The organism is Brevibacillus fortis (assembly GCF_003013395.1).
In the GTDB taxonomy this organism is placed as follows: domain Bacteria; phylum Bacillota; class Bacilli; order Brevibacillales; family Brevibacillaceae; genus Brevibacillus; species Brevibacillus fortis.
The window spans coordinates 288,121-312,169 of sequence record NZ_PXZM01000023.1 but is presented as its reverse complement, the minus strand read 5'-3'; the positions used below and the strand labels follow the sequence as shown (position 1 = coordinate 312,169).

At 47.6% G+C, this 24,049-nt stretch carries 18 protein-coding genes; 1 reads left to right on the top strand and 17 read right to left on the bottom strand.

Features of this window, described 5'->3' with window-relative positions; genetic code table 11:
• Nucleotides 1-3 precede the first annotated feature (3 nt).
• The 11 genes from C7R93_RS15655 to speE all read right to left on the bottom strand — a co-directional run bounded on the left by C7R93_RS15655 (nt 4) and on the right by speE (nt 12,554).
• Nucleotides 4-1,182 (bottom strand): acetyl-CoA C-acetyltransferase, encoded by a 1,179-nt coding sequence (locus C7R93_RS15655; RefSeq protein ID WP_106839683.1) that lies wholly within the window; start codon nt 1,180-1,182, stop codon nt 4-6.
• Between the two features lie 161 nt (nt 1,183-1,343).
• Nucleotides 1,344-2,459 carry a hypothetical protein gene (locus C7R93_RS15650; RefSeq protein WP_106839682.1) on the bottom strand — a complete coding sequence of 372 codons (1,116 nt, stop codon included), beginning with the start codon at nt 2,457-2,459 and terminating at the stop codon, nt 1,344-1,346.
• Nucleotides 2,456-2,995 carry a sigma-70 family RNA polymerase sigma factor gene (locus tag C7R93_RS15645; RefSeq protein ID WP_106839681.1) on the bottom strand — a complete coding sequence of 180 codons (540 nt, stop codon included), beginning with the start codon at nt 2,993-2,995 and terminating at the stop codon, nt 2,456-2,458. Before C7R93_RS15645 ends, C7R93_RS15650 begins: the two co-directional genes overlap by 4 nt.
• 113 nt (nt 2,996-3,108) lie before the next feature.
• The gene (locus tag C7R93_RS15640; protein WP_106839680.1) at nt 3,109-5,184 is read right to left on the bottom strand and encodes a heterodisulfide reductase-related iron-sulfur binding cluster; all 2,076 of its coding nucleotides are present in this window, start codon (nt 5,182-5,184) and stop codon (nt 3,109-3,111) included.
• Nucleotides 5,185-5,452: 268 nt separating this feature from the next.
• Nucleotides 5,453-6,817: a lysine 2,3-aminomutase gene (gene kamA, locus C7R93_RS15635; protein ID WP_106839679.1), complete on the bottom strand. Its 1,365-nt coding sequence runs from the start codon at nt 6,815-6,817 to the stop codon at nt 5,453-5,455.
• Nucleotides 6,818-6,981: 164 nt separating this feature from the next.
• Nucleotides 6,982-8,400, bottom strand: coding sequence for a sigma-54 interaction domain-containing protein (locus C7R93_RS15630; protein ID WP_106839678.1), 1,419 nt, complete (start codon nt 8,398-8,400; stop codon nt 6,982-6,984).
• A gap of 75 nt (nt 8,401-8,475) precedes the next feature.
• On the bottom strand, nt 8,476-8,868 hold the full coding sequence (locus C7R93_RS15625) for a hypothetical protein (RefSeq protein ID WP_106839677.1): 393 nt from the start codon (nt 8,866-8,868) through the stop codon (nt 8,476-8,478).
• 75 nt (nt 8,869-8,943) lie between these two features.
• The gene (locus C7R93_RS15620) at nt 8,944-9,357 is read right to left on the bottom strand and encodes a YwiB family protein (protein ID WP_106839676.1); all 414 of its coding nucleotides are present in this window, start codon (nt 9,355-9,357) and stop codon (nt 8,944-8,946) included.
• Between the two features lie 58 nt (nt 9,358-9,415).
• Nucleotides 9,416-10,657 (bottom strand): MFS transporter, encoded by a 1,242-nt coding sequence (locus C7R93_RS15615; RefSeq protein WP_106839675.1) that lies wholly within the window; start codon nt 10,655-10,657, stop codon nt 9,416-9,418.
• Nucleotides 10,658-10,831: 174 nt separating this feature from the next.
• Entirely contained in the window at nt 10,832-11,701 is an 870-nt protein-coding gene (speB, locus tag C7R93_RS15610; RefSeq protein WP_106839674.1) for an agmatinase, read from the bottom strand.
• A 19-nt stretch (nt 11,702-11,720) separates the two neighbouring features.
• The gene (gene speE / locus C7R93_RS15605; protein WP_039960982.1) at nt 11,721-12,554 is read right to left on the bottom strand and encodes a polyamine aminopropyltransferase; all 834 of its coding nucleotides are present in this window, start codon (nt 12,552-12,554) and stop codon (nt 11,721-11,723) included.
• A gap of 196 nt (nt 12,555-12,750) precedes the next feature.
• On the opposite strand from speE, the gene C7R93_RS15600 reads away from it, so the two are divergent.
• Nucleotides 12,751-14,802, top strand: coding sequence for a transglycosylase domain-containing protein (locus C7R93_RS15600; protein WP_106839673.1), 2,052 nt, complete (start codon nt 12,751-12,753; stop codon nt 14,800-14,802).
• A 52-nt stretch (nt 14,803-14,854) separates the two neighbouring features.
• Here C7R93_RS15600 and C7R93_RS15595 read toward each other — a convergent pair whose 3' ends face one another.
• The 6 genes from C7R93_RS15595 to C7R93_RS15570 all read right to left on the bottom strand — a co-directional run bounded on the left by C7R93_RS15595 (nt 14,855) and on the right by C7R93_RS15570 (nt 24,024).
• Nucleotides 14,855-15,112: a hypothetical protein gene (locus C7R93_RS15595; RefSeq protein WP_106839672.1), complete on the bottom strand. Its 258-nt coding sequence runs from the start codon at nt 15,110-15,112 to the stop codon at nt 14,855-14,857.
• Between the two features lie 238 nt (nt 15,113-15,350).
• The gene (locus C7R93_RS15590; RefSeq protein ID WP_106839671.1) at nt 15,351-15,848 is read right to left on the bottom strand and encodes a YwhD family protein; all 498 of its coding nucleotides are present in this window, start codon (nt 15,846-15,848) and stop codon (nt 15,351-15,353) included.
• A gap of 81 nt (nt 15,849-15,929) precedes the next feature.
• Complete coding sequence (locus tag C7R93_RS15585; protein ID WP_106839670.1) at nt 15,930-16,262, bottom strand: hypothetical protein; 333 nt, start codon at nt 16,260-16,262, stop codon at nt 15,930-15,932.
• Between the two features lie 26 nt (nt 16,263-16,288).
• On the bottom strand, nt 16,289-19,069 hold the full coding sequence (locus C7R93_RS15580) for a lipase/acyltransferase domain-containing protein (protein ID WP_106839669.1): 2,781 nt from the start codon (nt 19,067-19,069) through the stop codon (nt 16,289-16,291).
• A 66-nt stretch (nt 19,070-19,135) separates the two neighbouring features.
• A complete protein-coding gene (locus C7R93_RS15575) occupies nt 19,136-23,047 on the bottom strand; it encodes an ABC transporter permease (protein WP_244191556.1) in 3,912 nt (1,303 codons plus the stop codon).
• A gap of 92 nt (nt 23,048-23,139) precedes the next feature.
• Entirely contained in the window at nt 23,140-24,024 is an 885-nt protein-coding gene (locus C7R93_RS15570) for an S-layer homology domain-containing protein (RefSeq protein ID WP_106839667.1), read from the bottom strand.
• Nucleotides 24,025-24,049 lie beyond the last annotated feature (25 nt).

Sequence of the window (24,049 nt, the reverse complement as noted above, 5' to 3'; positions counted from 1 at the left end):
CCCTTACTCCACTTTAATCAAGATGGCGTCACCCTGTGCGGCACCACTGCAAATTGCCGCGATTCCCAAACCGCCGCCTCGTCTCTTCAATTCATAGGCGAGGTGCATAATAATCCGAGCCCCACTCGCCCCAATCGGGTGTCCAAACGCGATCGCTCCGCCGTTCACATTCACTTTCTCCGCGTCCCAGCCGACAATTTTTCCACTGGTCAAAATCACCGCAGCAAACGCTTCGTTCACCTCGAACAAATCGATGTCAGAAAGAGCTACTCCTGTCTTCTCCAGGAGCTTGTTAATGGCAAGCCCCGGAGTTGTCGCGATATAAGGTGCATCTGCGCCGACCTCGGCGTGACCAAGAATCGTCGCAAGCGGCTTGATACCTAGTTGCTGCGCTTTTGCATCCGACATCAACACCATCGCTGCCGCTCCGTCGTTAATTCCTGGAGCATTGCCTGCCGTGATCGTCCCGTCCTTTTTGTACACGGGAGGCAGCTTCGCCAATCCTTCCTCGGTGGTATCTGGACGCGGTCCTTCATCCACGATTACTTGCAGCGGCTCCCCTTTTCTTTGCGGAATGGAAACCGATACTAGCTCTTCGGCAAAAAGTCCTTTTTCCATCGCTTGAGCAGCTCTCTGCTGACTGCGCAGTGCCCACGCATCCTGCTCTTCCCGCGTAATCCCGTTCTCTTCCGCCACATTGCTACCGTGGACAGCCATCGCCACTTGATGAAACGGGCAAGTGAGGCCGTCATACATCATGAGATCGCGAACCGTCGCATCTCCCATCCTCATCCCGTTGCGTGCATCTGGCAGTGCGTACGGTGCGTTGCTCATGCTCTCCATGCCGCCAGCGACGATGATTTCTCCGTCTCCTGCGCGAATGATCTGGTCCCCCAACGTCACTGCACGCATCCCGGACGCACATACCTTGTTAATCGTCTCGCTCGCTACATTCCATGGCAAACCAGCCTTACGAGCCGCCTGGCGTGAGGGCACCTGACCCGCACCTGCCTGCAAGACCATGCCCATAATCACTTCGTCTACCTGTTCTCCAGAAATGCCAGCGCGCTCTACGGCTTCCTGGATCACGATGGAGCCGAGCTCAACTGCCGATAGCGCTTTCAAAGATCCGCCAAACTTACCAAACGGGGTACGCGCTGCCCCTACAATGACTGTTTTCATCGAATGACCTCCATTCGGATGATAATTCACATCAACAATAACTCAATCGATCGAGCGTTCGTTCATTTTGCATGCTTTTATTTTGCCGTCTTCCGTACGAATAGTCAATCAATAATGAAAAAAAGAAGAGCCTGACTTTATTGAGAGTCAGGCTCTTCTTGCTATTGTCGTGCCATCCAGTTTAGTTTCCAGATGCCTTGTTTGTTTTTCTGCATTTTATATCCAACCTTATCACTGTTGTCCTTGAAGGTCACCCATACAACCGCTTCCTTTTCAGACGTTTGCTCAAGCGTTATGTCACTTGCCAATTCTCGCATCTTTTTCAACTGCTTCCAGCTATTTCGTGCTCCAACCGGATCTTTCTTCATATCTTCCAAGTATTGCTCCGGTGTTGGCTTCTCTGATCCATCGTCCTCGATATGCAAAGCGTACTGCATTTCGAGTTGACCCTCTTGCTGTGCTTTCACATACAGCTTCAATACATCGATTGGAGATAAACCACGCAAAAGATCATCTTTTTTCTCATACATGTAATTGTAATAACGATCCTGTTCCTCTGGCTTTAAATCAAATACGGACGTAGCTACTGGTGTTTGTGTGCCATTCTGGGGGACATCTACGACATCCTCATTAACGGTACCGTTACTGTTCATTTTGAAAAGATAGACGTCTTTGCCTTGGACATAGCTTAGGGTATACCAATGAAGCTTTTTATCCTTCCATCCAACTAACAGCTCCAAGCCCACGTCTCTTTTTAACAGACCTTCTGTTTCGATCATCGCCCAATCTTTTCGTTTATACCCTTCTTTTGCGAAAATCGAATAGCCCCAATACTCATCTGCACCATCGTCCCCGCCACCTCCGTAATCATCCATGGCTGTGTAAGTCATCGAAACTTTGTCTTTGATTTGATCTTGTGTCATCCCAACACGCAAGACACCGACGATTTCATCCACCGTTTCCATAATCGCCTGATCATCAGAAGCAGGGTGCGCCTTTGGATCGGGCTTTTGATGGGTACCTGGCTCGGCAGACGTTCCGTTCGGCGTATGTGTACTCGTGCCTTCCTTTTGCAGTAGATAAGGGGTAAACCCAATGACAAGCACAACCGCAACAAGTGCTGCGCTTAAAGGGTAGGTGAACCGAAACCTTTTCTTGCCTTTCTTCTCCATATTCATGCGAATCCGCTCCTCCAAGTCAGTGGTATCTTCCATTCCGCGCAACAACGTTCGGTCAGCCGTTTCCTTGAATTCCTCCAGCAATTTATCCAGGTTCATTCGATCCCCTCCTTTTCCAGGAGCGCTTTGAGCTTTTGACGTGCACGGTGCATTTTCGTATAAATCGCTCCTGCGGACGTGTCCATAATCACCGCAATCTCCTCGACGGACAACTCCTCGTAGTAGTGAAGAACAATCAACTGACGATAGCTATGCGGCAGCTTCATGACGAGATGAGCAAAACGAGCGCGAAGGTCATTTTGTAAAACAGCCGACTCTGCTCCCTCGACTACCTCTATGTCCACTTCTGGCTTGAAAAACAGATGACGAAACGACCACGAGCGAAGGTGCTTTTTCGCTTCGTTGACGGCAATTCGGTACACCCATGTTTGCATCGAGCTTTCTTGGCGGAATTTCCCCAAGTTTTTGTAAGCTATCAGGAACACATCCTGAGCGATATCTTCTGCCACGCTGCGGTCCTTGACTATCAAGTACACAAGTCGCAGCACCTTTTTCAAATAATGCCGGATTAATTCATCAAATATTGCTTCTGTTGTTTTGGTTAAGCTTTTCTCTGTAAGGTCCAGCTTCCTCACTCCCTTCCCACTCCTTTAGATTCAGCTAGCTCCTCTATCTTACAGTTTTTTTTAAAAAAATAATGCGCAAGCCTCGTCGCTTGATCAGCATGAGGCTTGCGCATGGTATGAACCTAGATGGCGTCTGCGAGAATTTCCGCGACGTCGCGTGTTTTGACGTGATCTTCCTGCTCTTTGGTCTTGATTCCGTCGTTCATCATCGTTAGGCAGTACGGGCATGCACTGGCGATTTCCGTCGGGTTGACCTCCAGAGCTTGCTCTGTACGTGTGACGTTGACACGGGAACCTTCGTGCTCCTCCATCCACATCAAGCCGCCGCCCGCTCCGCAGCACATACTGTCGCAGCCGCTGCGCTTCATCTCGACCACCTCTACGCCTGGAATGGCTTCGAGGATCACGCGTGGCTTGTCGTAAATTTCGTTGTAGCGGCCCAAGTAGCAGGAATCGTGGTAGGTGATGCGCTCTTTGACTTCCTTGGTTGGCTTCAATTTGCCTTCCTTCACCCACTCCGCCAACAGCTCGGAGTGGTGATACACCTCTGCATTTAACCCAAACTCCGGATACTCGTTCTTAAACGTATTGAACGCATGCGGGTCGCAGGTGACGATTTTTTTGACTTCATACGCTTCAAACAAAGCGATATTTTCTTGGGCGAGCTGCTGGAACAAGAACTCGTTACCAATGCGGCGAGCGGTATCGCCAGAGTTCTTTTCCTCATTGCCCAGGATGGCGAACTTCACGCCTGCTTCGTGCATGAGCTTCACAAATGCCTGTGAAATTTTTTGACTGCGCAAGTCAAACGATCCCATCGAGCCTACCCAGAACAAGTACTCGAATTCCTCGACCTGTTTTACCGTCGGCACCTCGTACTCATCATTCAGACCTTCAATCCATTTCGTCCGGTCTTTGCGGTTGATTCCCCATGGGTTACCTTGACGCTCGATATTGTTCAAGGCACGCTGCGCTTCGGCTGGCATGCTGCCTTCCGTCATGACCAAATAACGGCGCATGTCGATGATTTTATCTACGTGCTCGTTCATCACCGGGCATTGGTCTTCGCAGTTACGACAGGTCGTACAAGCCCATAGCTCCTGCTCGGTAATGACATCGCCGATCAAGTTTTTCTCATAGACCGCGGTTGCTCCTTCCGCCGTCGCCGCTACTTCAGATGCTTGGATCGCAATCTGGTTGGCAGTCGTCTGCGAAAAGGCGAAGTTCGGCATCCATGGTGTACGTGATGTCACCGACGCACCTTTTTCGGTCAAATGATCGCGCATTTTCGTAATCAGATCCATCGGGGAGAGCATTTTTCCCGTTCCCGAGGCTGGGCACATATTCGTGCAGCGACCGCACTCCACACAAGCGTACAGGTCGATAAGCTGCGTTTGTGTAAAATCCTCGATCTTGCCGACACCGAATACTTCCTGCGTCTCGTCCTCGAAGTTGATGCTGGTCAGCTTGCCTGGCGGGTCCAGCTTCTTGAACCACACGTTGACGGGCGCAAACAGCAAGTGCGCGTGCTTGGACTGCGGCACATATATCGCGAAGCCGAGCAAGATGATCAGATGCAGCCACCAGAAAACGTAAAAGCCTACCGCTGCACCGGTTGTCCCTACCCCAATCGCGGAGAATACGATTGCGAAAACAGAAGAGATCGGAGCAAAGCCGGAGGGTTCGTGTCCGAGCCAAATTTGTTCAAAAGCAAGCGAGAGCAACACGGTCGCCATCAAGGAGGAGATCAGCAAGAGGACGAGTCCTGATTTGAAGCCGCGCTTCAGACGCTTGAGCTTTTCAATATAGCGGCGGTAGAAAGCGTAGCCGACCGCTGCCAAAATGAGAAACGTGGTGATCTCCTGCATGACGGAGAAGTATTTGTGCGCGCTACCAAAAGGGAGCTCGTAGCCTTTCGAAAGCCCTTTGATAATCAGCTCGATGGCTCCGAATTGCAGAGTGATAAAACCGTAAAACATGACGACGTGCATCACGCCGCTCTTTTTGTCCTTCAGCAGCTTCTTGTGGAAAATGACGTTGTCCAGCATCAGATTGATGCGTGCCCCAAAGTCATTTTTCACATCTGGCTTTTTCCCCAGCTTGATGAACAAGTATCTGCTGTATACGACATGCCCAGCTAAATACAGCCCGTAAGCGAGAACCAGGAAAAAGGCGATCAAATTAATGAGTGCCAGCATAATTTCTACTCCCCTCTAATGCGAGTTTGTCTTTGGACGTGAAAATCGTTTTTTTCTATCTTATCAGAATCATGGAAATAAATGAATGAGTATTCAGTCAGTTTGTTTATTTTTTTCGAAAAATGAAACGATACTGAGCGACCGCTCATATTAGGTACAACTCGATCTTATCACACAAGTTGCGAATCATCCATCCTCTTCAAAGAGTTGGAAATATTCTTACGAAAAAAGAAACAGCTACCTTCATACGGGTAGCTGTTGATCCTGCTTATTTTCCTGAGGCTTCCTTCGTCTCGGCAGTGGTCTGTTCTTTTTTGGTCTTTTGCTCCGACCGCACATCTGCGAGTGATTTGACCTTGGTCGCCTTGATCCGCTTGTTGCGCGGCAGATCAGTCGGCTCCAGATTGTCTACCTCGTCTTGCATGAGTGCTGCGATACCAACCGCTTTGCCTTTTGCAGCCATGCAGTATTCGCAGTTTTCCTCGTCGTGCTCGTGGTATTGCTTCGGCTCTGGATAGGACGTGATAACGCCTTCAAAATTACGCAGCACAACTTTATCAGATGCTTGCGAGATGATGTAGTTCGGGCTGACTGGAATTTTGCCTCCGCCGTGGGGAGCGTCTACTACAAAGGTCGGAACTGCATAGCCGGAAGTATGACCGCGTAGGTGCTCAATGATTTCGATCCCTTTGCTGACAGGCGCGCGGAAGTGTCCGATTCCTTCTGACAGGTCGCATTGATAGATGTAATACGGGCGGACACGGATTTTGACCAGGTCCTGCACCAGCTTTTTCATCGTATTCGCACAATCGTTAATGCCAGCCAAAATAACTGCCTGATTGCCGAGCGGAACACCAGCGTTGGCGAGCATTTCGCAAGCCAGCTTCGCTTCCGGCGTAATTTCTTTTGGATGGTTAAAGTGTGTATTGAGCCAGACTGGATGGTATTTTTTCAGAATATTACACAGGTTTTCGGTAATGCGCTGCGGGAATACAACTGGTGCACGCGTACCGATTCGAATAATTTCAACATGCGGGATGTCGCGCAGGCTGCTGATGATGTATTCCAATACGCGGTCGTTGATCAACAGACCATCTCCACCGGAGAGCAGTACATCGCGGACTTCTGGTCTGCTGCGGATGTAATCGATACAGGCATCCAGCTGTTTCTTTGGCACGCCCATGCCGATCTGGCCGGAAAAGCGACGGCGCGTACAGTAACGGCAATACATGGAGCATTGGTTCGTTACCAGGAAAAGCACACGATCTGGATAACGATGCGTCAGACCAGGTACGGGAGAATCGGTGTCCTCGTGGAGTGGATCTTCCATGTCGTATTTCGTACGAACCATCTCAGAGGACAAAGGTACAGACTGCATGCGAACCGGATCGCTTGGATCATCTGGATCCATCAGATGAGCATAGTACGGTGTGATGTTGAGTGGAATGGTTTGCGTAGAAATCCGTACGCCCTCTTCCTCTTCCGGTGTCAGGTTGATTACCTGCTTCAAATCATCGACCGTCTTGATGGTGTGCGTAAGCTGCCACATCCAGTCATTCCATTGCTCGTCCGTGACATCCTTCCAAAGTTCTATCGAACGCCAATCGCGTTTTGTCGCTACTGTCATGTGCATCCCGTCTCCTCTCGTCTTATGGTGAACCTCTGCGTTTCACTCAACCAACAAGAGATGCAAGTGTCATGCCAACAAATCAAAAGATTTAGAAAATAAGGAATAGAGCGTTTTGTGAGCGCTCCATCCTGACTTGTGCCTATGTGAGTCTGCCGAATTTTCGGCACTCAACAGGGAGGGATCATCCGTTGCGAGAGCTTGTATTGCAGTGTTTGTCTTGGGATTCCCAAGAGCTTGGCGGCACGAAGGACATTACCGTCCGTTTGCTGCATCGCATCTTTGATCACCTTTTCCTCCACCTCACGCAAAATATCGGGCAGCGTACAGCCTTCCTTTGACAGGAGTTGCGCCGAAATAGGCGCTTCTTTTTTCTCTGACTGCGAGCGTTCCAGCAAATGAGCTGGAAGATGATCTAGCAAAATGATGTCAGACTCCACCATATTCATGGCTGCTTCTATGACATGCTCCAGTTCACGTACGTTGCCCGGCCAATCATACGCAGCAAACAAACGCGCTACTTCACTGCTGATTCCACGCACATTCATCTCGAAAATCCGATTGAACTTTTGCAAGAAATGATCGATCAGCATATCTACATCTTCTCTGCGCTCGCGCAATGGCGGCAATTCAAAAGAGACGACGTTGATCCGGTAGTACAGGTCGGTTCGCATGACTCCCCGCTCCACGAGTGACTGTGGTGCTTCGTTGACTGCGGCAATTACCCGTACGTCCACTTTAGTCGATTGGCTCCCGCCGATTCGTCTGATCTGACCGTCCTGGAGGACTCGCAACAGCTTTGCCTGCAAATCGAGCTGCATACTGTTCAGTTCATCTAGAAATAAAGTACCGCCGTCCGCCAGCTCGAATAACCCTGGTCGATCATCGGCTCCCGTGAAGCTTCCTTTTGTCGTGCCAAAGAGCAAGCTTTCGAGCAGCGTAGCCGGCAGCGCGGCACAGTTTTGCGCGATGAATGGCTTATTGCTGCGTACGGAAGCCTGATGGATAGATTGGACAAACAGTTCTTTTCCCGTCCCAGTCTCGCCATATATCAACACGGGAGAGGTTGTCCGAGCAGCTTTTCGAGCACGTTCTTTGAGGCGCTTCATTTTTTCACTCATCGTCAAAATGTCTTCGAAATGGAAAGTCGTCTCATCTACCGTGCGTTTTGTTCGTTTCGGCTTGCTAATCTTGGCCTGAAGATCGACCAAGCGCTCCGACAGTTCTTTTAGCTTGCCGATATCCTTCGCCACCTCGACTGCACCGACTAACCGTTTGCCTACCCTCACCGGAAGTGTCGTGTTGATTGTCTCTACTCGCATTCCCTTCCAGTTCTTATATGTCTGTGTCTGGTTGTAGATTGATTCGCCACTATCGATGACACGAAGCAGGGTACTCGACTGTCGATCAAGTGAAGGAAAAACCTCCAATAACGGCTTCCCCAATACCTCTTCTGAGGTCAGCCCATCGAGCTTGGCTGCGACGTGATTGTAAAAAATGGTAATTCCATTTGCGTCCACAACGTGAATTCCTTCATCGATGGCACCCAAGATCGCCTGCAACATTTCTACCGTATCTGACAACGGCATCCTGGCTTTCACTCCTTCCTTCCACATGCTGCCAAAAAATCATCACTTCGCCGAATATTCGGCACTTTTACGATATTATCGATTACGCCCTACCTGAATAGCAAGCATTCCGGTATACAGTAAATGTCCCAATACCCAGATGAGAAACGCTGTCAAACTCATCGCAGATTGACTCAACAGGCTAAATGGGAAAAACGCGACAGAGAAACCGAGCATCCAGTACAGCAAGTATCGTACCGATTGGGCTTTTCGTTCCCGCGGATAAAAATGCATGAGAAAAAAGGCTACGATCACACTGAGCAGCAAGTGAATCAAAAGCTCTACAATAGAGGGCAGGTTTTCCATGCCCGGTACATAGCTGACATCAATTAAAACGGGAAAGGTATTGGTATCAAACAATCCATCTCCGAGCGCCAAAAAAGCAGCAAGACCCAGACCGGCTAATAGTCCATTTACAAGTACAAACATGCTGTATCCCCCTTTCACATCCAGCCGCAAGTACTCCTATTGTACGTGCAAAAAACCGCCCTTGCAAAGGGCGGCTTATTTTCCTAGCTCTATTTTCAGCTCATGCTCACCAGCGTACTGCTCATTCATCCATAGCTGGTACGCGATTTCTACCTGTATAGGCACCTCTTCCTCGTAGCGGATTCGCAGCTTGTTCGTATGCGTCTCCATCGCAAACGGGCCATAGGGACTTTGATAGGTAGAATGGGTGCTAGCTCCTTTTTCGAATTGCTGTCTGGTTGAAACACCGCCCTGACGAACCAGCGTAATGGACGTATCTGTCAGCTTCAGAGTCGTGCTTACTTCGCCTGCGCCTTCCATCTGCTCTTTGTAGGTCAAGTACCAGGCGGATGCTTTTTGCACTCGCTTACCCTCATAGCTGTGGGTCGTTTCTTCCCAGTTGCCTTCGACATGATGCCGTGCCGTCAATTTCACTTGTATGTCTTGCATGCTGCTTCCACACTCCACTTTCTTTCGCTTCCCATTTATCCCTACATTCTACCCTTCATCACTCTTGTGTGGCAACCGCCGCCTCTGCTTTGGCATCCGCCAGCAAGTATCTCATGGTAGCGGCAATTCCGATCGCCGCAAGCAACAGCAGACCTGCCAACACTAAGTACCCGACTCCTGCCCCCGTATAATCGATCATAGCCGTAAACATACCGATAAGAACCAAACGCATCATCATGCCGATTGAGTTGAAAAAGCTCATCACCCGCCCCATCTGATTCTTCGGCACAACTGTCATATAGAGCGATTGCCGAATCAAGCGGACAGAAGCGTTACTCCACCCGTAAAACGTGTACGCCGCAATCAGCGCCCAGCCATACGGCAAAGCAATCATGACGACAATGGCAATCGCGAACAACAACGTATTGCCGATCATGGCTGCCAGTTGTCCCATCTTGCGAACGACGACAGCAACGAGTAAACCTGCCGCTACCGCACCCAGTGCATACGTGACCTCTCCTAGTGAATAAACCGAGACACCTGCCTGCAACGTTTGACTTATGTAAACAGGCTTCAATAAGTTCGTCGCCATAACAGCAATGAAGGGCATGAGTGCCGATATGCCAAACAGGAGGAAGCCTTTCTTTTGCCGAATGTACCGCCAGCTTTCCATCAGCTGCTCCGTCCAGGCGACACCCTGATTTTGCTTCGCTTCTTTTTCCAGCGTGAATGTATACGTCATGGTAGACAGCAAGGTAAAGGCGAACAAGTACGTAATAGCATTAAAAATAATGACCACATGCAGCCCGTAGGAGCTAAGTAAAATTCCCGCAAACGCGCCAGCAAGAACGGATGCCGTCTGTCCTTCGATTTCGAGCAGACTGTTGATGCTGTTGTAATGCTTGGGCTCGAACGTCTCCTGAACCAGTGCGGACTGTGTCGGATAATGAATCTGGTACATAAAGGTCGTCGTCAAATAGATAACGATCAGCATCCACTCGGTGTACTCTCCGAAAAAGCCCCAGATCGCAAGCATGCCAAGTACGCCAAATCCGATCAAGTTTTCTACCAGCAGCATTTTTTTGCGGGAATAACGATCGATGAGTGTACCAATATACGGACCGATGAAAAACATCAGTACCGCTGAAGTAAACATGGTGGAGCCTAGCAACTGAGCCGAGCCTGTCGTTTCCACGAGGAACCAGGCAATCCCGATCATCGTCATGCCTTGCCCAAAACCGGAGAAAAGATTAGAAAAAAACAGTTTTCGAAATGGAGCGTAGGCAAATACTTCTCTCATAAAAACAACTCCTTCTTCCTCCGTCACTAAGAATCATTTCACTATTATGATTGTACTGACTATTTTATACTTTGTAAACTATAATGTTTATTAATTATAAAGGAACGTCTCCGCCTAAAATGAAAAGCCCCCGGTTCTAATACAAAACCGGAGGCTTATTCAAAAGAAGTACACTTATTTTACAAAGCTCAAGAGCAGCTCACGAACAATTTTAGATGCCGCGATTTGCGTCATTTCACTGTGGTCATACACAGGAGCAACCTCCACCAGGTCACAACCGATGACATTCGCACCGTTGTTAGCCATGAAGTGAATGGTATCGAGCAGCTCACGAGACGTGATGCCGCCTGCTTCTGTTGTACCTGTTCCTGGAGCGTGCGCAGGGTCCAATACATCGATGTCAATCGACAGGTAGATCGGACGGTTGCCGATAGTAGGCAGCACTTGCTTCACTGGCTCCAGTACATCGTATTTGTACAAATGCATGTTTTCTTTTGCCCACTCAAATTCGTCTTTCATCCCGCTGCGGATACCGAAAGAGTAAACATTTTTGCCGCCGATCAGGTTGCATACCTTTTTGATCGGGGTGGAGTGGGAGTATTCGTATCCCTCGTAGTTGTCACGCAGGTCTGTATGCGCGTCAAAGTGGAACACGACCATGTCTTTGTACTTTTCATAAACAGCTTGGAATACTGGCCAGGAAACCAAGTGCTCCCCGCCCATACCCAATGGGAACTTGCCATCAGCCAATACTTTTGCCACGAATGTACGGATCGCATCCAGGCTTCCTTCCACGTTTCCAAAAGGAAGTGGAATATCGCCAGCATCAAAGTATTTGATGTCTTCCAACAGCCTGTCCAAGTACGGGCTGTACTCTTCCAGACCGATGGATACCTCACGAATACGGGAAGGGCCAAAACGAGAGCCCGGACGGAAGCTCACTGTCCAGTCCATTGGCATACCGTAAATAACCGCTTGGCTTTCTTCATAATTCCCGTGACTACGGATAAAGACATTTCCAGAGTATGCTTCGTCAAAACGCATAGATGTTGTTCTCCTCCGACTAGTCGCGGGTCAGCTCAGCCACAAAGTTAGGCAGTTTGAAAGCAGCCTGGTGAACTTCCGCATTGTAGTATTTGGTGCCCAAATCTTTGATTTTCGCTGGATCTACTTCCAACGGATCATGTTGCTTGGAAGCAATAGTGAAGCTCCACAGTCCGGATGGATAAGTAGGGATGCTGCAAGTGTAGAGACGAGTAACCGGGAAAATCGATTTCAGGTCTTTGAACACGCGCTTGATCAGTTCACGGTTGAACCAAGGAGATTCCGTTTGAGCAACCATGATACCGTCTGGTTTCAAAGCATCGTGAATGCCTTGGTAGAAACCTTTTTCGAACAGACCTACAGCAGGTCCTACTGGCTCTGTAGAGTCTACCATGATCACATCGTACTCACCTTTGTGGTCATGGATATGTTTAATACCATCGATAACTTGTACATCTACACGCGGATTGCCTGTCAATGCACTCGCAATCTCAGGGAAATATTTTTTGCAAGATTCAATGACGCCACCGTCGATTTCAGCCAGAACTGCTTTTTCTACAGACGCGTGCTTTACGATTTCACGAATAGCACCGCCATCGCCGCCGCCTACAACCAGAACCTTTTTCGGGTTTGGATGCGTATTCAACGCGATATGAGAAATCATTTCATGGTAGACAAACTCATCGACATCGGTAGTCATAACCATGCCGTCGAGCACTAACATGCGACCAAACTGCTTCGTATTAATTACGTCGATTTGTTGAAACTCGGATTTCTCACTGTATAGGGTTTCTGTAATTTTCGTTGTTATCCCGTGATTTTCCGTCTGTTTTTCGGTGTACCACAATTCCATGTTCATGGCTATGTAACCTCCTTCAATTAACCGCATGAAAATACAATATAACAAGAAAATTATAGTAGCTGTCTTCCAAATTGCAAGATATTTTTCTGACGAGGAAAGTTTAACCAGCTTGCAAGCGACACATACTACTAGTAACGTAGTATGTCCTATTTTATTGATTCAACCGCAGAAAGGAGGAGAGGCACACATGGAAGTCATTCGCGAAGCCCCATTGCTGCGCTATTTACGTTGGGCTAAGAAATTCGTAAAATTTGTCATTCTCAGCCTATTATGTTTCTCTTTTGCTATCTTGCTACTCATTTTGTACTTACGCTCACAACCACTCCCGGAAACGTTCGTGAAGCAAACCACGACGATCTACGCTTCCAATGGAGAGGTTTTGGATACGATGCACCGTGGCGAGAACCGGATTTCTGTGCCACTTGCAGAGATTTCACCAGCATTGCTTGATGCGACCATCGCGATCGAGGATCGTTCGTTCCGCGAGCATTTCGGCTTCGATTGGAAGCGATTGGCCATGGCCGCTTATGTCGATGTCATTAACATGGACATGCGTCAGGGTGCTAGCACCATTACCCAACAATTGGCAAGAAATCTGTACCTCAGTTTGGACAAGACGTGGGAGCGAAAAATCAAAGAAGCCTTGCTTGCGATTCAGCTTGAACTGAATTACAGCAAGGATGAAATATTAGAGATGTACGTCAATCAGATTTATTACGGTCATTCAGCCTATGGCATACAAGCTGCTGCCCAAACCTATTTCGGCAAGGACGCCAAAGATTTGACCGTTGCAGAAAGCGCCATGCTTGCAGGCATCCCTAAGGGTCCTACTTATTATTCACCATTTGTCGATGTGGAACGCGCCAAAGCCAGACAAAAGCTCATTTTGAATGCCATGGAGCGCGACAACCTACTATCATCGAAGGAAGTAGAGCAAGCCTACGCGGAACCAATCAAGCTGAAACAGCGAACAAACGAGAATGTAACCGAGCCAGCTCCGTATTTCCGCGATTACATCGCCAATTTGGTAAAAAACAAATATGGGATTGAAGAAGAAAAATTTATTCATGGCGGTCTGAAAATCCACACGACTCTTGATCCAGTCATACAAAAAAAGGCCGAGGATATTGTTGCCTCCGTCTTGCCGAAGAAGAATCCGAATTTGCAGGTAGCCCTCGTCGCCATGGACCCTGCTACCGGCTATATTAAAGCGATGGTAGGAGGACGCGACTACAAGGTGAGCCAGTTCAACCGCGTGCTTGGCAAGCGGCAGCCCGGTTCCTCTTTCAAGCCGATCATGTATTTGTCCGCCTTGCAAAACGGCTATATACCACTCACTTTGATGAAAAGCGAACCGACTGTTTTTACGTACGATAACAATAAGCAGTACATTCCCGGCAATTTTGGTGGAAAATATCCAAACGCCATGATCAACATGCGCGAAGCGATCAAAACCTCCGACAACATTTATGCCGTCAAGACCATTGATTTTCTCGGGCCGCAAAAAGTGGTTGATCAGGCAAAGCAATTAGGTATTTCCAGCTCGATGCAAGCAGTTCCCTCTCTGGCACTGGGAACTTCACCTGTTTCTCCCCTCGAGTTAAACGCAGCTTATGCAACAATCGTGAACAAGGGACAAGCAGTGAAGCCCATTGCCATTACCTCTATCGAGGACAGCGAGGGCAATATTTTAGCCGAAGAAAAACCAGAGAAAACACAGGTAGCTGATCCTGTCGCGTCTGCTCTTCTCGTGAATATGATGCAAAGCGTATTCGAACAAGGCGGCACGGGATATCGCGTTGCAGGTGAAATGAACAGACCTGTAGCAGGGAAAACAGGATCAACGGACTATGACGCTTGGCTGAGTGGATTCACTCCGCAGCTGGTTTCGACCGTATGGGTAGGTTACGACAAAAATCAAAAGGTCGATGATGTAAAGGAAGGCTATCTGTCCAAAAAAATCTGGGCCCAGTTCATGGAAAGTGCGCTCAAAGGTCAGCCTCCAGCACTCTTTGACATGCCAGCTGGTGTTGTTTCTGTCTATATTGATCCCGCTTCTGGAAAATTGGCGACTGAGCATTGTCCGAATCCACAGCTCTTTTATTTCGCCAGTGGCACAGAGCCACAAGATTACTGCACGGATCACATCCCGACGAATGAGACACCGACACCTTTGAAGCCGCCAGATTCTTCAACCTTCTGGCAGCGCATGGGCAGTTGGTGGAAACCCAATCAGTAAAGAAAAAAGGACGTTTCTCCTAAGCGAGAGTACGTCCTTTTTCGTATACCTATTAACCTTGCGTGCTCTGATTGTCCCCGCCGCCCACGACTCCATCTCCATCGGCAAAAACATGGTCGTTGACGATCGTAATCAGACCGGCATTATCAAGCTGTTCCAATACTTCAAACAAGCTGTCCCTTTTTCCAGCAGGGAGCTTGCGTACAAAGTTGTTTATCTCGGTCGGAGTCACGTGTGTGCGGAAATGGACGCCACCGTGCTTCACAAAATGATCATGCGATTGTTCATTACCACGGAGATCTTCTCCCAATGGGTACCGCCCCTTCCGTCAAACAGTTTGGTTCAATCCTCATTAGTGTTCCGCGATATCCCAAAAACTATGATCAATAAAAGAAAATATATACACAAACAGGGAAAGAGTGACGGCTCTCTCCCTGTTTGTTGACCTAGTGTACATGTACACAGATATGGAAATAAGTTTACCTGACTTCAATTGTGTGAACAATTGATTTCACGATTTGTTCACAGACCGTTCACGATTTCCAACTTTAGGACAAATTTTGCTTTAATTCCTCAGTGGAGTTCTCAAACATGTCCGCGTTATTATCAATCAAAAGCTTTTTCAGAGCGGCTTTTTCCTTCTCGGACAAATCAGAAAGCATAATACGTCTCTTCATAGAGTAATCCATGCGATTCACGTGATCTGCCAAAATTTTGTATCCCCGACGAGCTTCCCGATCGATTTCCATGTAGCACGCAGTTGCCCCTGCATAGTAAGGACCAGCTTCATTGCGATCGACTGTTACCCAAACGAGCCAATAAGGCTTTCCATTTGGTACTTCTTCTTTATTCATCGTCCATTTGATGCCCTTTTCAACTGCACTTTTGGCATGCAAAGCACCCATGTCAATGTACGCTTCGTCCCCATCGATAATGACTGAGGACACAGCATTCAGGTCGAGTACACCTTGACCAAAGCCACCGTGTACATCGGTTTTTCCACTCATGATGGTAAAGCCGCCTTTTTTATTATCAAAAATATCCATTTGAATAACCTCCAGAATCATTCTCCTTCCTTTTATTCTACTCGAAATACGTGCAGGGACGCAATTTTCCTATGTGCCCAGTTATTTATCCATGGGCTTTTGGGTGTTTTGTTTTTTGTTTACAAATCGGATGGCTTTTTCGACTCCCCATATGATCAGGATCGTTACGACTGCTGTGTTGACCGCCATGGCTGCTTTCATGACTAACAGTTCACCTAGCATCGTGTCAGAGGGAACGATAAACAGGTAGTACACGAAGCTGATAAAAAGGACACTCAGAAAGATCAACCAGCCTCGAAAGCCTAGCGTGAAGCGAATGAAAGCGGCGATGAGCAAACCGATCAAAGGTCCCGCAAACATCAATGAGAATACGAAAGGACCGAGTATGAACCAGACAAACCAATTATCATCCATTGTCTTACTCCCTTTGCTTTTGATGGCTACTCATCATGGGAATCCGTAGATTCTTCTACCTCTGCCAGTCCATGCTCATCGAGCACGTAGCGTCTGCCTGTTTCTTTGTAACGCTCCGAATCATCTGAAGAGAAACGTTTGATCAGATAGCGCGCTGGCTCCTCTCCCTCTACAGCTACAGGCGGCTGGAATTGCAGGTCTTCACCATCTCGCACATGGATGACAACGATGCGATCGTGATATTCAATAGACAGGTCTTCCCGTACTTCTTTTTTATTGGCATCGAGCGTAAAGTTCTGGCCCGATTTTTGTATCGCCACTTCAGGAAAGCTTTTGTCATCTTGTGCAATGATGTAGTACAGGTAGTCAGCATTTTGATCCGGGGCATTGCGCAATCCTGGTTGTGATTCCTCATCTCCCTGTAGTAGCCGCGTTACTTGTTCGATGACTTCTGGTATGGTCGGCAGCTTGGCGTGTTCGCCTTTCACGTAGTAGCGTTTTTTCATATCCTTTTGGGCGTAATTGGCACTCATATACGGAACGGTACCGTCCCCAACGCCAGGATCGAGAATCGGGGACCATTCGTTATAAAACGAATCATAAAAGTAACCGAGTAGTGTTACCTGACCTGTACCTACGATGGAATACTGTGGAACATTGATCGTTTTGTTATCCCACTTTTCATGCATCTTGCCGCCATGTCTGACGAGCGGCGCGTAGTCGAGGCGAATATTTTTGTCCTTTAAAAATTCATCGTAGGTGTAGTACTGGATGTTACTCTTTTTCAGGAAGCCAACCGTTTCAAAGTATTTTTTGGAGGGTAACAGCTCGTAAACGGCAGGTGCATAAGAAGAAATCACTTTCCCTGTTTCCTCATCCAGCCAAGGGATCGAAAAATTGTATCCGTGTTTAAGAGCCTGATAGGCCCGTGGAGAGCCAAGGAAGGGTGTGCCCATATACACGACACGATTCACTTTGCGCTGGTAGGAGACATTAGATAAGAGTGTTTCTTTTACCAGGAGCCCACCCATGCTATGTGCCACTAAATGCACTTGATTTGCTCCGCTTGCCTTCAGGGCAGCATCGATTTCTTCTTTTAGAAGTTGGGCATTTTTGGTGCTGCTGTATCGCCAATCGTACGGCAGTGCAAATAAGCTGCGATGCTTTTTGTATCCCGCTTTCTCCAGTTCCTTTACCATGCTGTAATACTGTTCGGTAAGTTCTTTTAAAAACGGCGCATAGGACAGATATTCGATCGCGTAAAAATCGTCTTTTTCGGGGTGAATCGTCGCATCACGGACGACTGGCTGTACTTCTACACTATTTGGCTTGATCGGCTCCAAGGAGAGTAGCCTGCGGTGTTTGGGATCATTAATTCCAATGAGACTATCGCCAAGTCCCAACCAGATTTCCGATCTCTTTCCATTCTCCTCCACTTCGAGTCGCGATCCACCCACTCCCGGGATTAAGATGACCGGGATCGTTCTGTCACCTATATAAAGACTGTACGAGTTCGCGGTAAATCCCGAGCGTTTACTGGCCATAACCTTGACTTTGTAAGTTCCAGGATAGGCATTGAAGATAATATGTTCATCTGAGTTCTTCGCTTTCTCGGATCTAGCGACTACTTTTCCTGCCTCGTCTAGCAGAAATACGTCCATATCCATTCCAGTAGGGATATCCTTTAGAGAGACCTCTACAGTAGAGGAGAGCTTAAAGGATAAGCTGTAAAAATCCACATCCGTCTTTGAATGAAGATTTCCTACGATATTTCGGTTATACGCATCAAGCTCGTAGGCCTCTTCCATTGTGTTATTCGGCTCGTATCCATCTGCCTTGCCCCCTCCTTGATCCGCATGAAAATCGGCTCGCAAACGGTAGTAGTAATCTTTCGAAAACGAGCCCTGCTTTCCAACGACCTTGATGTAGTACCATTTGTCTTTTTCCAGTGCGAGTCCTTCGATTAACTCAGGCTCATTTCCAGGCTGATCAGAACGAGCAAGTTCCCGCTCCTCCTCATCATACACATACAAATCGTAGTCCTCGTTTGCCCGAATATCTCTAAGGGATATACTCATCTGCCCATTTGTTGTTCCTCTGATTTTCCAAAAATCAACATCATCTTTACTGCTAATCTTTCCATGGCTATCCTTTCCATCAAATAGCCAGTCCGATTTGCTGCCCAACGTATCATTCGGTTCTACCTCAAAGCGAGCTTCTCTACTGCGCAGTTCCGCTTCTTCTGGCTTATTCTCGCCTGCAAAATGCGCATAAAATTCCTCTGCCAACCGCGAAAGCTCTTCATCGTTGGTATCCTGTTCTTGTTCTGTCTCTTCTGGCGGAGCTTCGTTTTGGTCTTCGATCTCTATTTCGATCAACTCTAATAGTTCTTCCTGATCGGCAGCCATTTCGTCCCAAGCTGCCTTTTTGATTTTTATTTTCTCTTCAGTCAGCTCTATCTGTTCAGGCAACGTAAGCTCCCAGCTACTTAACGGCTCCTCTGAATCATCTATGAACATAGTTATCTGGATAGGACTATCATCCATCGGCATCACTGCGAGGGATATCTGGGACTCCTCGTGAAAAGAACGGGTTTTGCTGTCGCTGTCCTGATTGACAGACAGCTCGACTTTATCTGGAGTACCCGATAATTGTGCCTGAAAGCGCACCTCTCCCTCTTCGATCCAGGCCCACGCCTCCTCTATGAATATCTCCCGTTCTTTTGCCCAGCCCTGTTCCACTGTATTTCCCAAGCATAATGCGAATAGGAGAAGTGCACATAGCAAGCGCCGCGTGATTATTCCCACAAAAATCCCCCTCATCCTTTTTCTTTCTTTACAGTAGAAAAAGACAGAGAGGGGGTGCAAATATATTTACTGAGTCGTATGGTTGCGGATTCCTTGTCGTTCCCAAGCATTCGCAATGATACGGAAGGGTAAATGATAATCTTTTAGCTCGTGCCCTTGCCCGGAAGCTTTATTTTGATATGGAAAGCCTTTGTTCACGTCAAAACGAAAGGAAACAGAGTAATAGACTGCGTAGCTCGCATCCTTTTGGAAACCATGCTGTTTATCCCCCATCAAAGGCGTATCTACGCCCACTTCACGAGTTCCTAGCTTCGAAGCGGAATAGGAAGGTCCTCTCCAGAACTGGGGAGTTGCTAGTTGCAAGGCTAACAACGACTGTAACGGCGTTTGGCGTAAACCAGTTTCTGAAATCCACGCCCGCGCAGATGTCATTACGGGAAACTGATTGCTCACGGGATGGCGGTGTCGTTCCTGTAGCTCTACTTGTGTCAAGATGCGTTCCCCCGCGTAATAATCGTTGGGCTGGCTGTTTGGATACCGATCTCTGGCATGATACGCCGCCCACTCGTCTGTATGGCGAATCGCGCCTGTTGCATTTGGCTCAAATACTTCAAAGGGGCGCTCTCCCCCTTTTACCGTAATGGTATAGCGTCCTGCCATCGTTTTGGATATGTTCTGTGGTTCGCACACCTCTTCATCTTCGTCGTTCATAGCACAGCTCTCGTAGGACAGTTCAAAATCGACTTGATAATCCATCACGATGACAAAGCCGTTGATTTCCGCTTTGTACTTTTGCGATTGCAGTACTTGGCGCCAAGTCGTCTGCGTTGGGACAGTGGTTCCCGTGTACACGACCTCTGTGCCTGTAGATGCACTGCTTACCTGCCATTGCATCGGTGCCCCAGGGCCTGTCAGCTTCAGATCAAGCTGCGGCGGTGTATATACTGCCATACTCTTAGCATCTGAAATCCACCCAGGATTCGCAGTGACGATTACGTTTTTATTATTTTCCCCGCTAACTGAGCTCTCTAATTGTGCTTTGAATTCCGTTATCTTCTGATTGAGCTCCTGCTCTGCTTTTTGGAAGCCTTCGTTTATTTTCGTCTGATCAATGACCACGCGAATCGTAGCAGGCTCTCGTTCCCACACGCCATCTACATGTAGCGGCAGTTTTTGTAGCTGTCGACGATCACTGTCATAAATCTCTAAGCCAATTTCACCGCCATCGAAATCGCCTCCACCACCAGGCGGATCGGGAACTTCGCCACCGACAATCTTCACTGGCCAAGTCGCACGATTGTCCGTCCAGATCGTCTCATTTTCCGGCATCGATTTCGCAGGGTTGATATGGGCGATAAAATCCTCGGATTTTTGCGGATACTTCGTCGGAACCGTGATCTTACGTACCTCACCCGGCTTGAATTCATTCACGTCCAAACTGGTTTCCTTTTCTGAGCTAGCCCAGCGAACAGCCAATTTCGTATCATGCATGAATTTCCCGGCATTCTTCACGTTGAATGTAATTTTCGCATCGGTTCCTGCCGCTTGAGGGCTCTTCGGATCAATTTGAAAGCTCGATTTCACAATAAGCAAATTCTCTCCATCCGGTTTTGGATCGCCTTTGCCGATTTGCACAAAAAAATGACCATCGCATCCGTCACTCTGTGTTGAATAAAATTGCACCTTGTACAGCCCTTCTAAAAGAAGATCATTTTCGTCCCTGGGGAAATACACCCAGTGACTATTTGTGGAGTTGTTTGAGCTATCGAGTGATTTTCCGTTTCGCTTTCTTTCCCAGGAGCCGGTCGCTGGGTCGAACCATCTCATAGAAAAGTGACTATCATCCGACAAAAACATCCGAAACCGATGCTTGTCTGGAATCTCATCTGCTGCTATTTCAATTGTTTCACCACGTTGAATATCCTTACTCCACTTTTGGTTGTTTCGATCGATTTCTACTGACGCTAGAATATCCCAACATTTTTGGTCAGATTCAATGGTGAATCGTACCTCACCCGTGCAGCCCGTCTCAGACTCGAACAGCAGTACGATTTCATCACCAACATCTACGCTTGCTGGCAACATGAGCCTGAATTGCTCGCCCGCCGCAAGCTTGTCCGTTAACGCTGTTTTTCCTCTAGAGCTCTTCCAATACCAAGTACCAGATACCTTCGAGGAAAACGATAGATTGGTATCGTATTGATCTCCAGTCTCCGTAAAGTACTTGATGTATATGGGGTCTTTCAGTGTAAATCCTGAGCTGGCTGATCCATTCATGCCCTCCCCTTCAGGAGAAAATGGCAGAGGTGGTTCGCTATGCACCAAAAACGCCACCTTTTTTTGATCAGCAATTGTGCAGGAAGCATCTTTTACGACGATCGTGATTTCCCAATTGCATTCAGGTCGCTCCCTCCACTTTGTCCCATCAAAGTTTAGCTTCAGTTTGTACGTTTTTCCGCGCTCGAATTGAAAATGATACGGGTTATGAACATTCTCGTACGGAAGCTTTAAGCTGGAGGAAGGATAGGGACCCCATCTGCCATTGTCATTTTCCTGAACCGGCAAGGTATAGATTTTTCCGTTCGGAAGAGATACGTCCCACTTGAGCAACGCTTCCGAGCTATCACCGGATTTGGTCTTGTATTTGGCTCGAAACGTAAGTGTGTCGAACGGCATAATCTCAATTGTTTCACCGTTTCTTACTGCAGATGCCGACAGGGTAACGATGGGGCATGAGTCTTCACCGTCTGGCGACTCGACTCTCAAATATTTCTCCCAGCATTCAGTTCCATCATCACTGATGTAGACGACTTTTACCCGTCCGGAGCTACCCACACTTCCTGTTGCGACCTTCCGATTCCCATCCGCTCCAGGCTTCAAGTCATAGCCATTCATTGTGTATTTTCCTGGTTTATTGGCATAAAGAGTGATTTCGGCATTTTTTTCGACAGGGATATCTGAACCTCCGCTTGCAACAGCATTGTGGTCTTTTATATCCTTATCGCCAACGACTTGAATGTTCAGTTTGGTTTTTGTCGACCCAATTGAACATGCTGGACCTGGGTCAGGCTTTTCGGGGTCTGGCTTTTCCGGTGGGGTTACATCGCCTACCGTGAATTGTGCTGTGTACGGTGTGGAAACGCTTATGCTGCTTGATCCTTGGCGGCTCCTTTGATGCAGGTCAGTGACTGTTAGCGACACCTCATAGACGCCCGGTTCCGTTGGTTTATATGCTGTATTCGTATAGGTCCACTTGTAGCCTGGGGGACTGCTTGTCTCGCTTACCTTGGGAATTGCCGTGCTTGGATCGTTGAATTTTTGATTAGATAAGATGCTTTTGTATCCACGTCCTGTTGTCTTGTTGATCACATTTAAAGACCATACAAAAATGCCGCGGTCATAGTAAGAAAAGTCCGTGGCATTTGCATGGATCTCAACTGTTTCGTTGAGGTTGTATTTGGTTTTGTCGGTGGTGATGCTGCCGGTGGGCTGTGGGGTTGTGCGTACATGTCCTACGGATTTATATCCACCAATTCCATCTGGGACAAGGTTGTCTCCTTTTGTATAGCCTGCACCACCTGATGTGGCAGCCAATTCTGCGAGATTGTAGGATTGGTATGGTGGACTACTATGATTAGTTAGATTAGCAACTTCTTTACTGTACACATTAGCAGAACCACCGAGAATAAAGTTGGGGTTTCCTCCAAAACGATTGATCCAATAATAAGCTTCGGACTTATCTACGAAGTACCACCCTTTATCTGCATTTTCATCTACATCAGAAAATAACAATACTTTCTGTCCATCAATACTTCTATCAACCTCTATTTGGGCTATTGACGCCCCCAGTCTTCCAGGTATCGTTTGGATATAAACTGTGTCGAACCCGTTTTTAGGCGCAAGTCGCTTGTAGGAATCAATACTCGCGATTTTGATTCCATGTAAATTGGGTGCAGCCTCAGTAGTCAGTGGATGCATACCGATCAATCCTATCAAAAGGCAGAAAGAGAGCACAGAAAAAAAAGCTTTTCTGTGCTTGTACATTTTATTATTCATATTAGTACCCTCAACTAGCGATAGAATTTTTGTGTTCTATTTTCACGGTCAAGCTTAGGGAGTTGGGGATACCAATACCCACCTGCTATTCCTGAGTCTTTTGAGTTGATTACTTCGAAAGAAAGGGAATTTACTGTACTAACAGGAACTGAGAACGACTCATTATTTAAGAATCCATTTCTTCCATCACCGTTAGTAATAAACATTGCTCTAATCATAAAGTTACCGTCCCCTTTTGGGACTTTTCCTGTAATTTTTCCATTTACCACTTTCAAACTTTTATGGAATTCATCTGCATATTGTCTACCTTGCTCGAGTTGCCATTTATCCTGCCACATGAATTGCAAAATTTCAGCAGCATCACTTCGAAGTAGTGGTAAATCCTCGCGGAACTTTGGTTGTCCTTTTGGTGCTGGCTTCATCCATCCCCAAGTAACCAACGCACCAGTATTAGTTAGATTCGGGCTTTTTTCACCTCTATATGGCTTCCACGTATTAAAAACAAGCAATGCTGTTTCTTCTTTAGTCAGTAAACGGTTTGGATCAATCTTCACATTATCCAAAATCCCCGCTTTCTGCGCCTTCTCATAGCTCGTCTTCGCCCAGTGCCCTGCTGGGAGCTGCGGTACGGGGGCTCCCTCCTTCAAACCGCGAATGGCTACTAAACTCGCGATAAACTGCCCTTGCGTCATTTGACTATTCGGATAAAAGTTCCCCTTGCTATCCAGCCATAAATATTTCTTCTGTACACCAAATTCAATGGCTGCCTTTGCTGGATGTGATGCGTAATCCTTCTCTGGTGCAGCAGCTTGCACGATATGATTGTCAGCAACTCCAGTAAACCCTGCCATTGCAAGGACAGATGCTAGTAGGTATGACATCATTGCACGTTTGTTCATGGAACGACCCCCTCTTTACCGGATA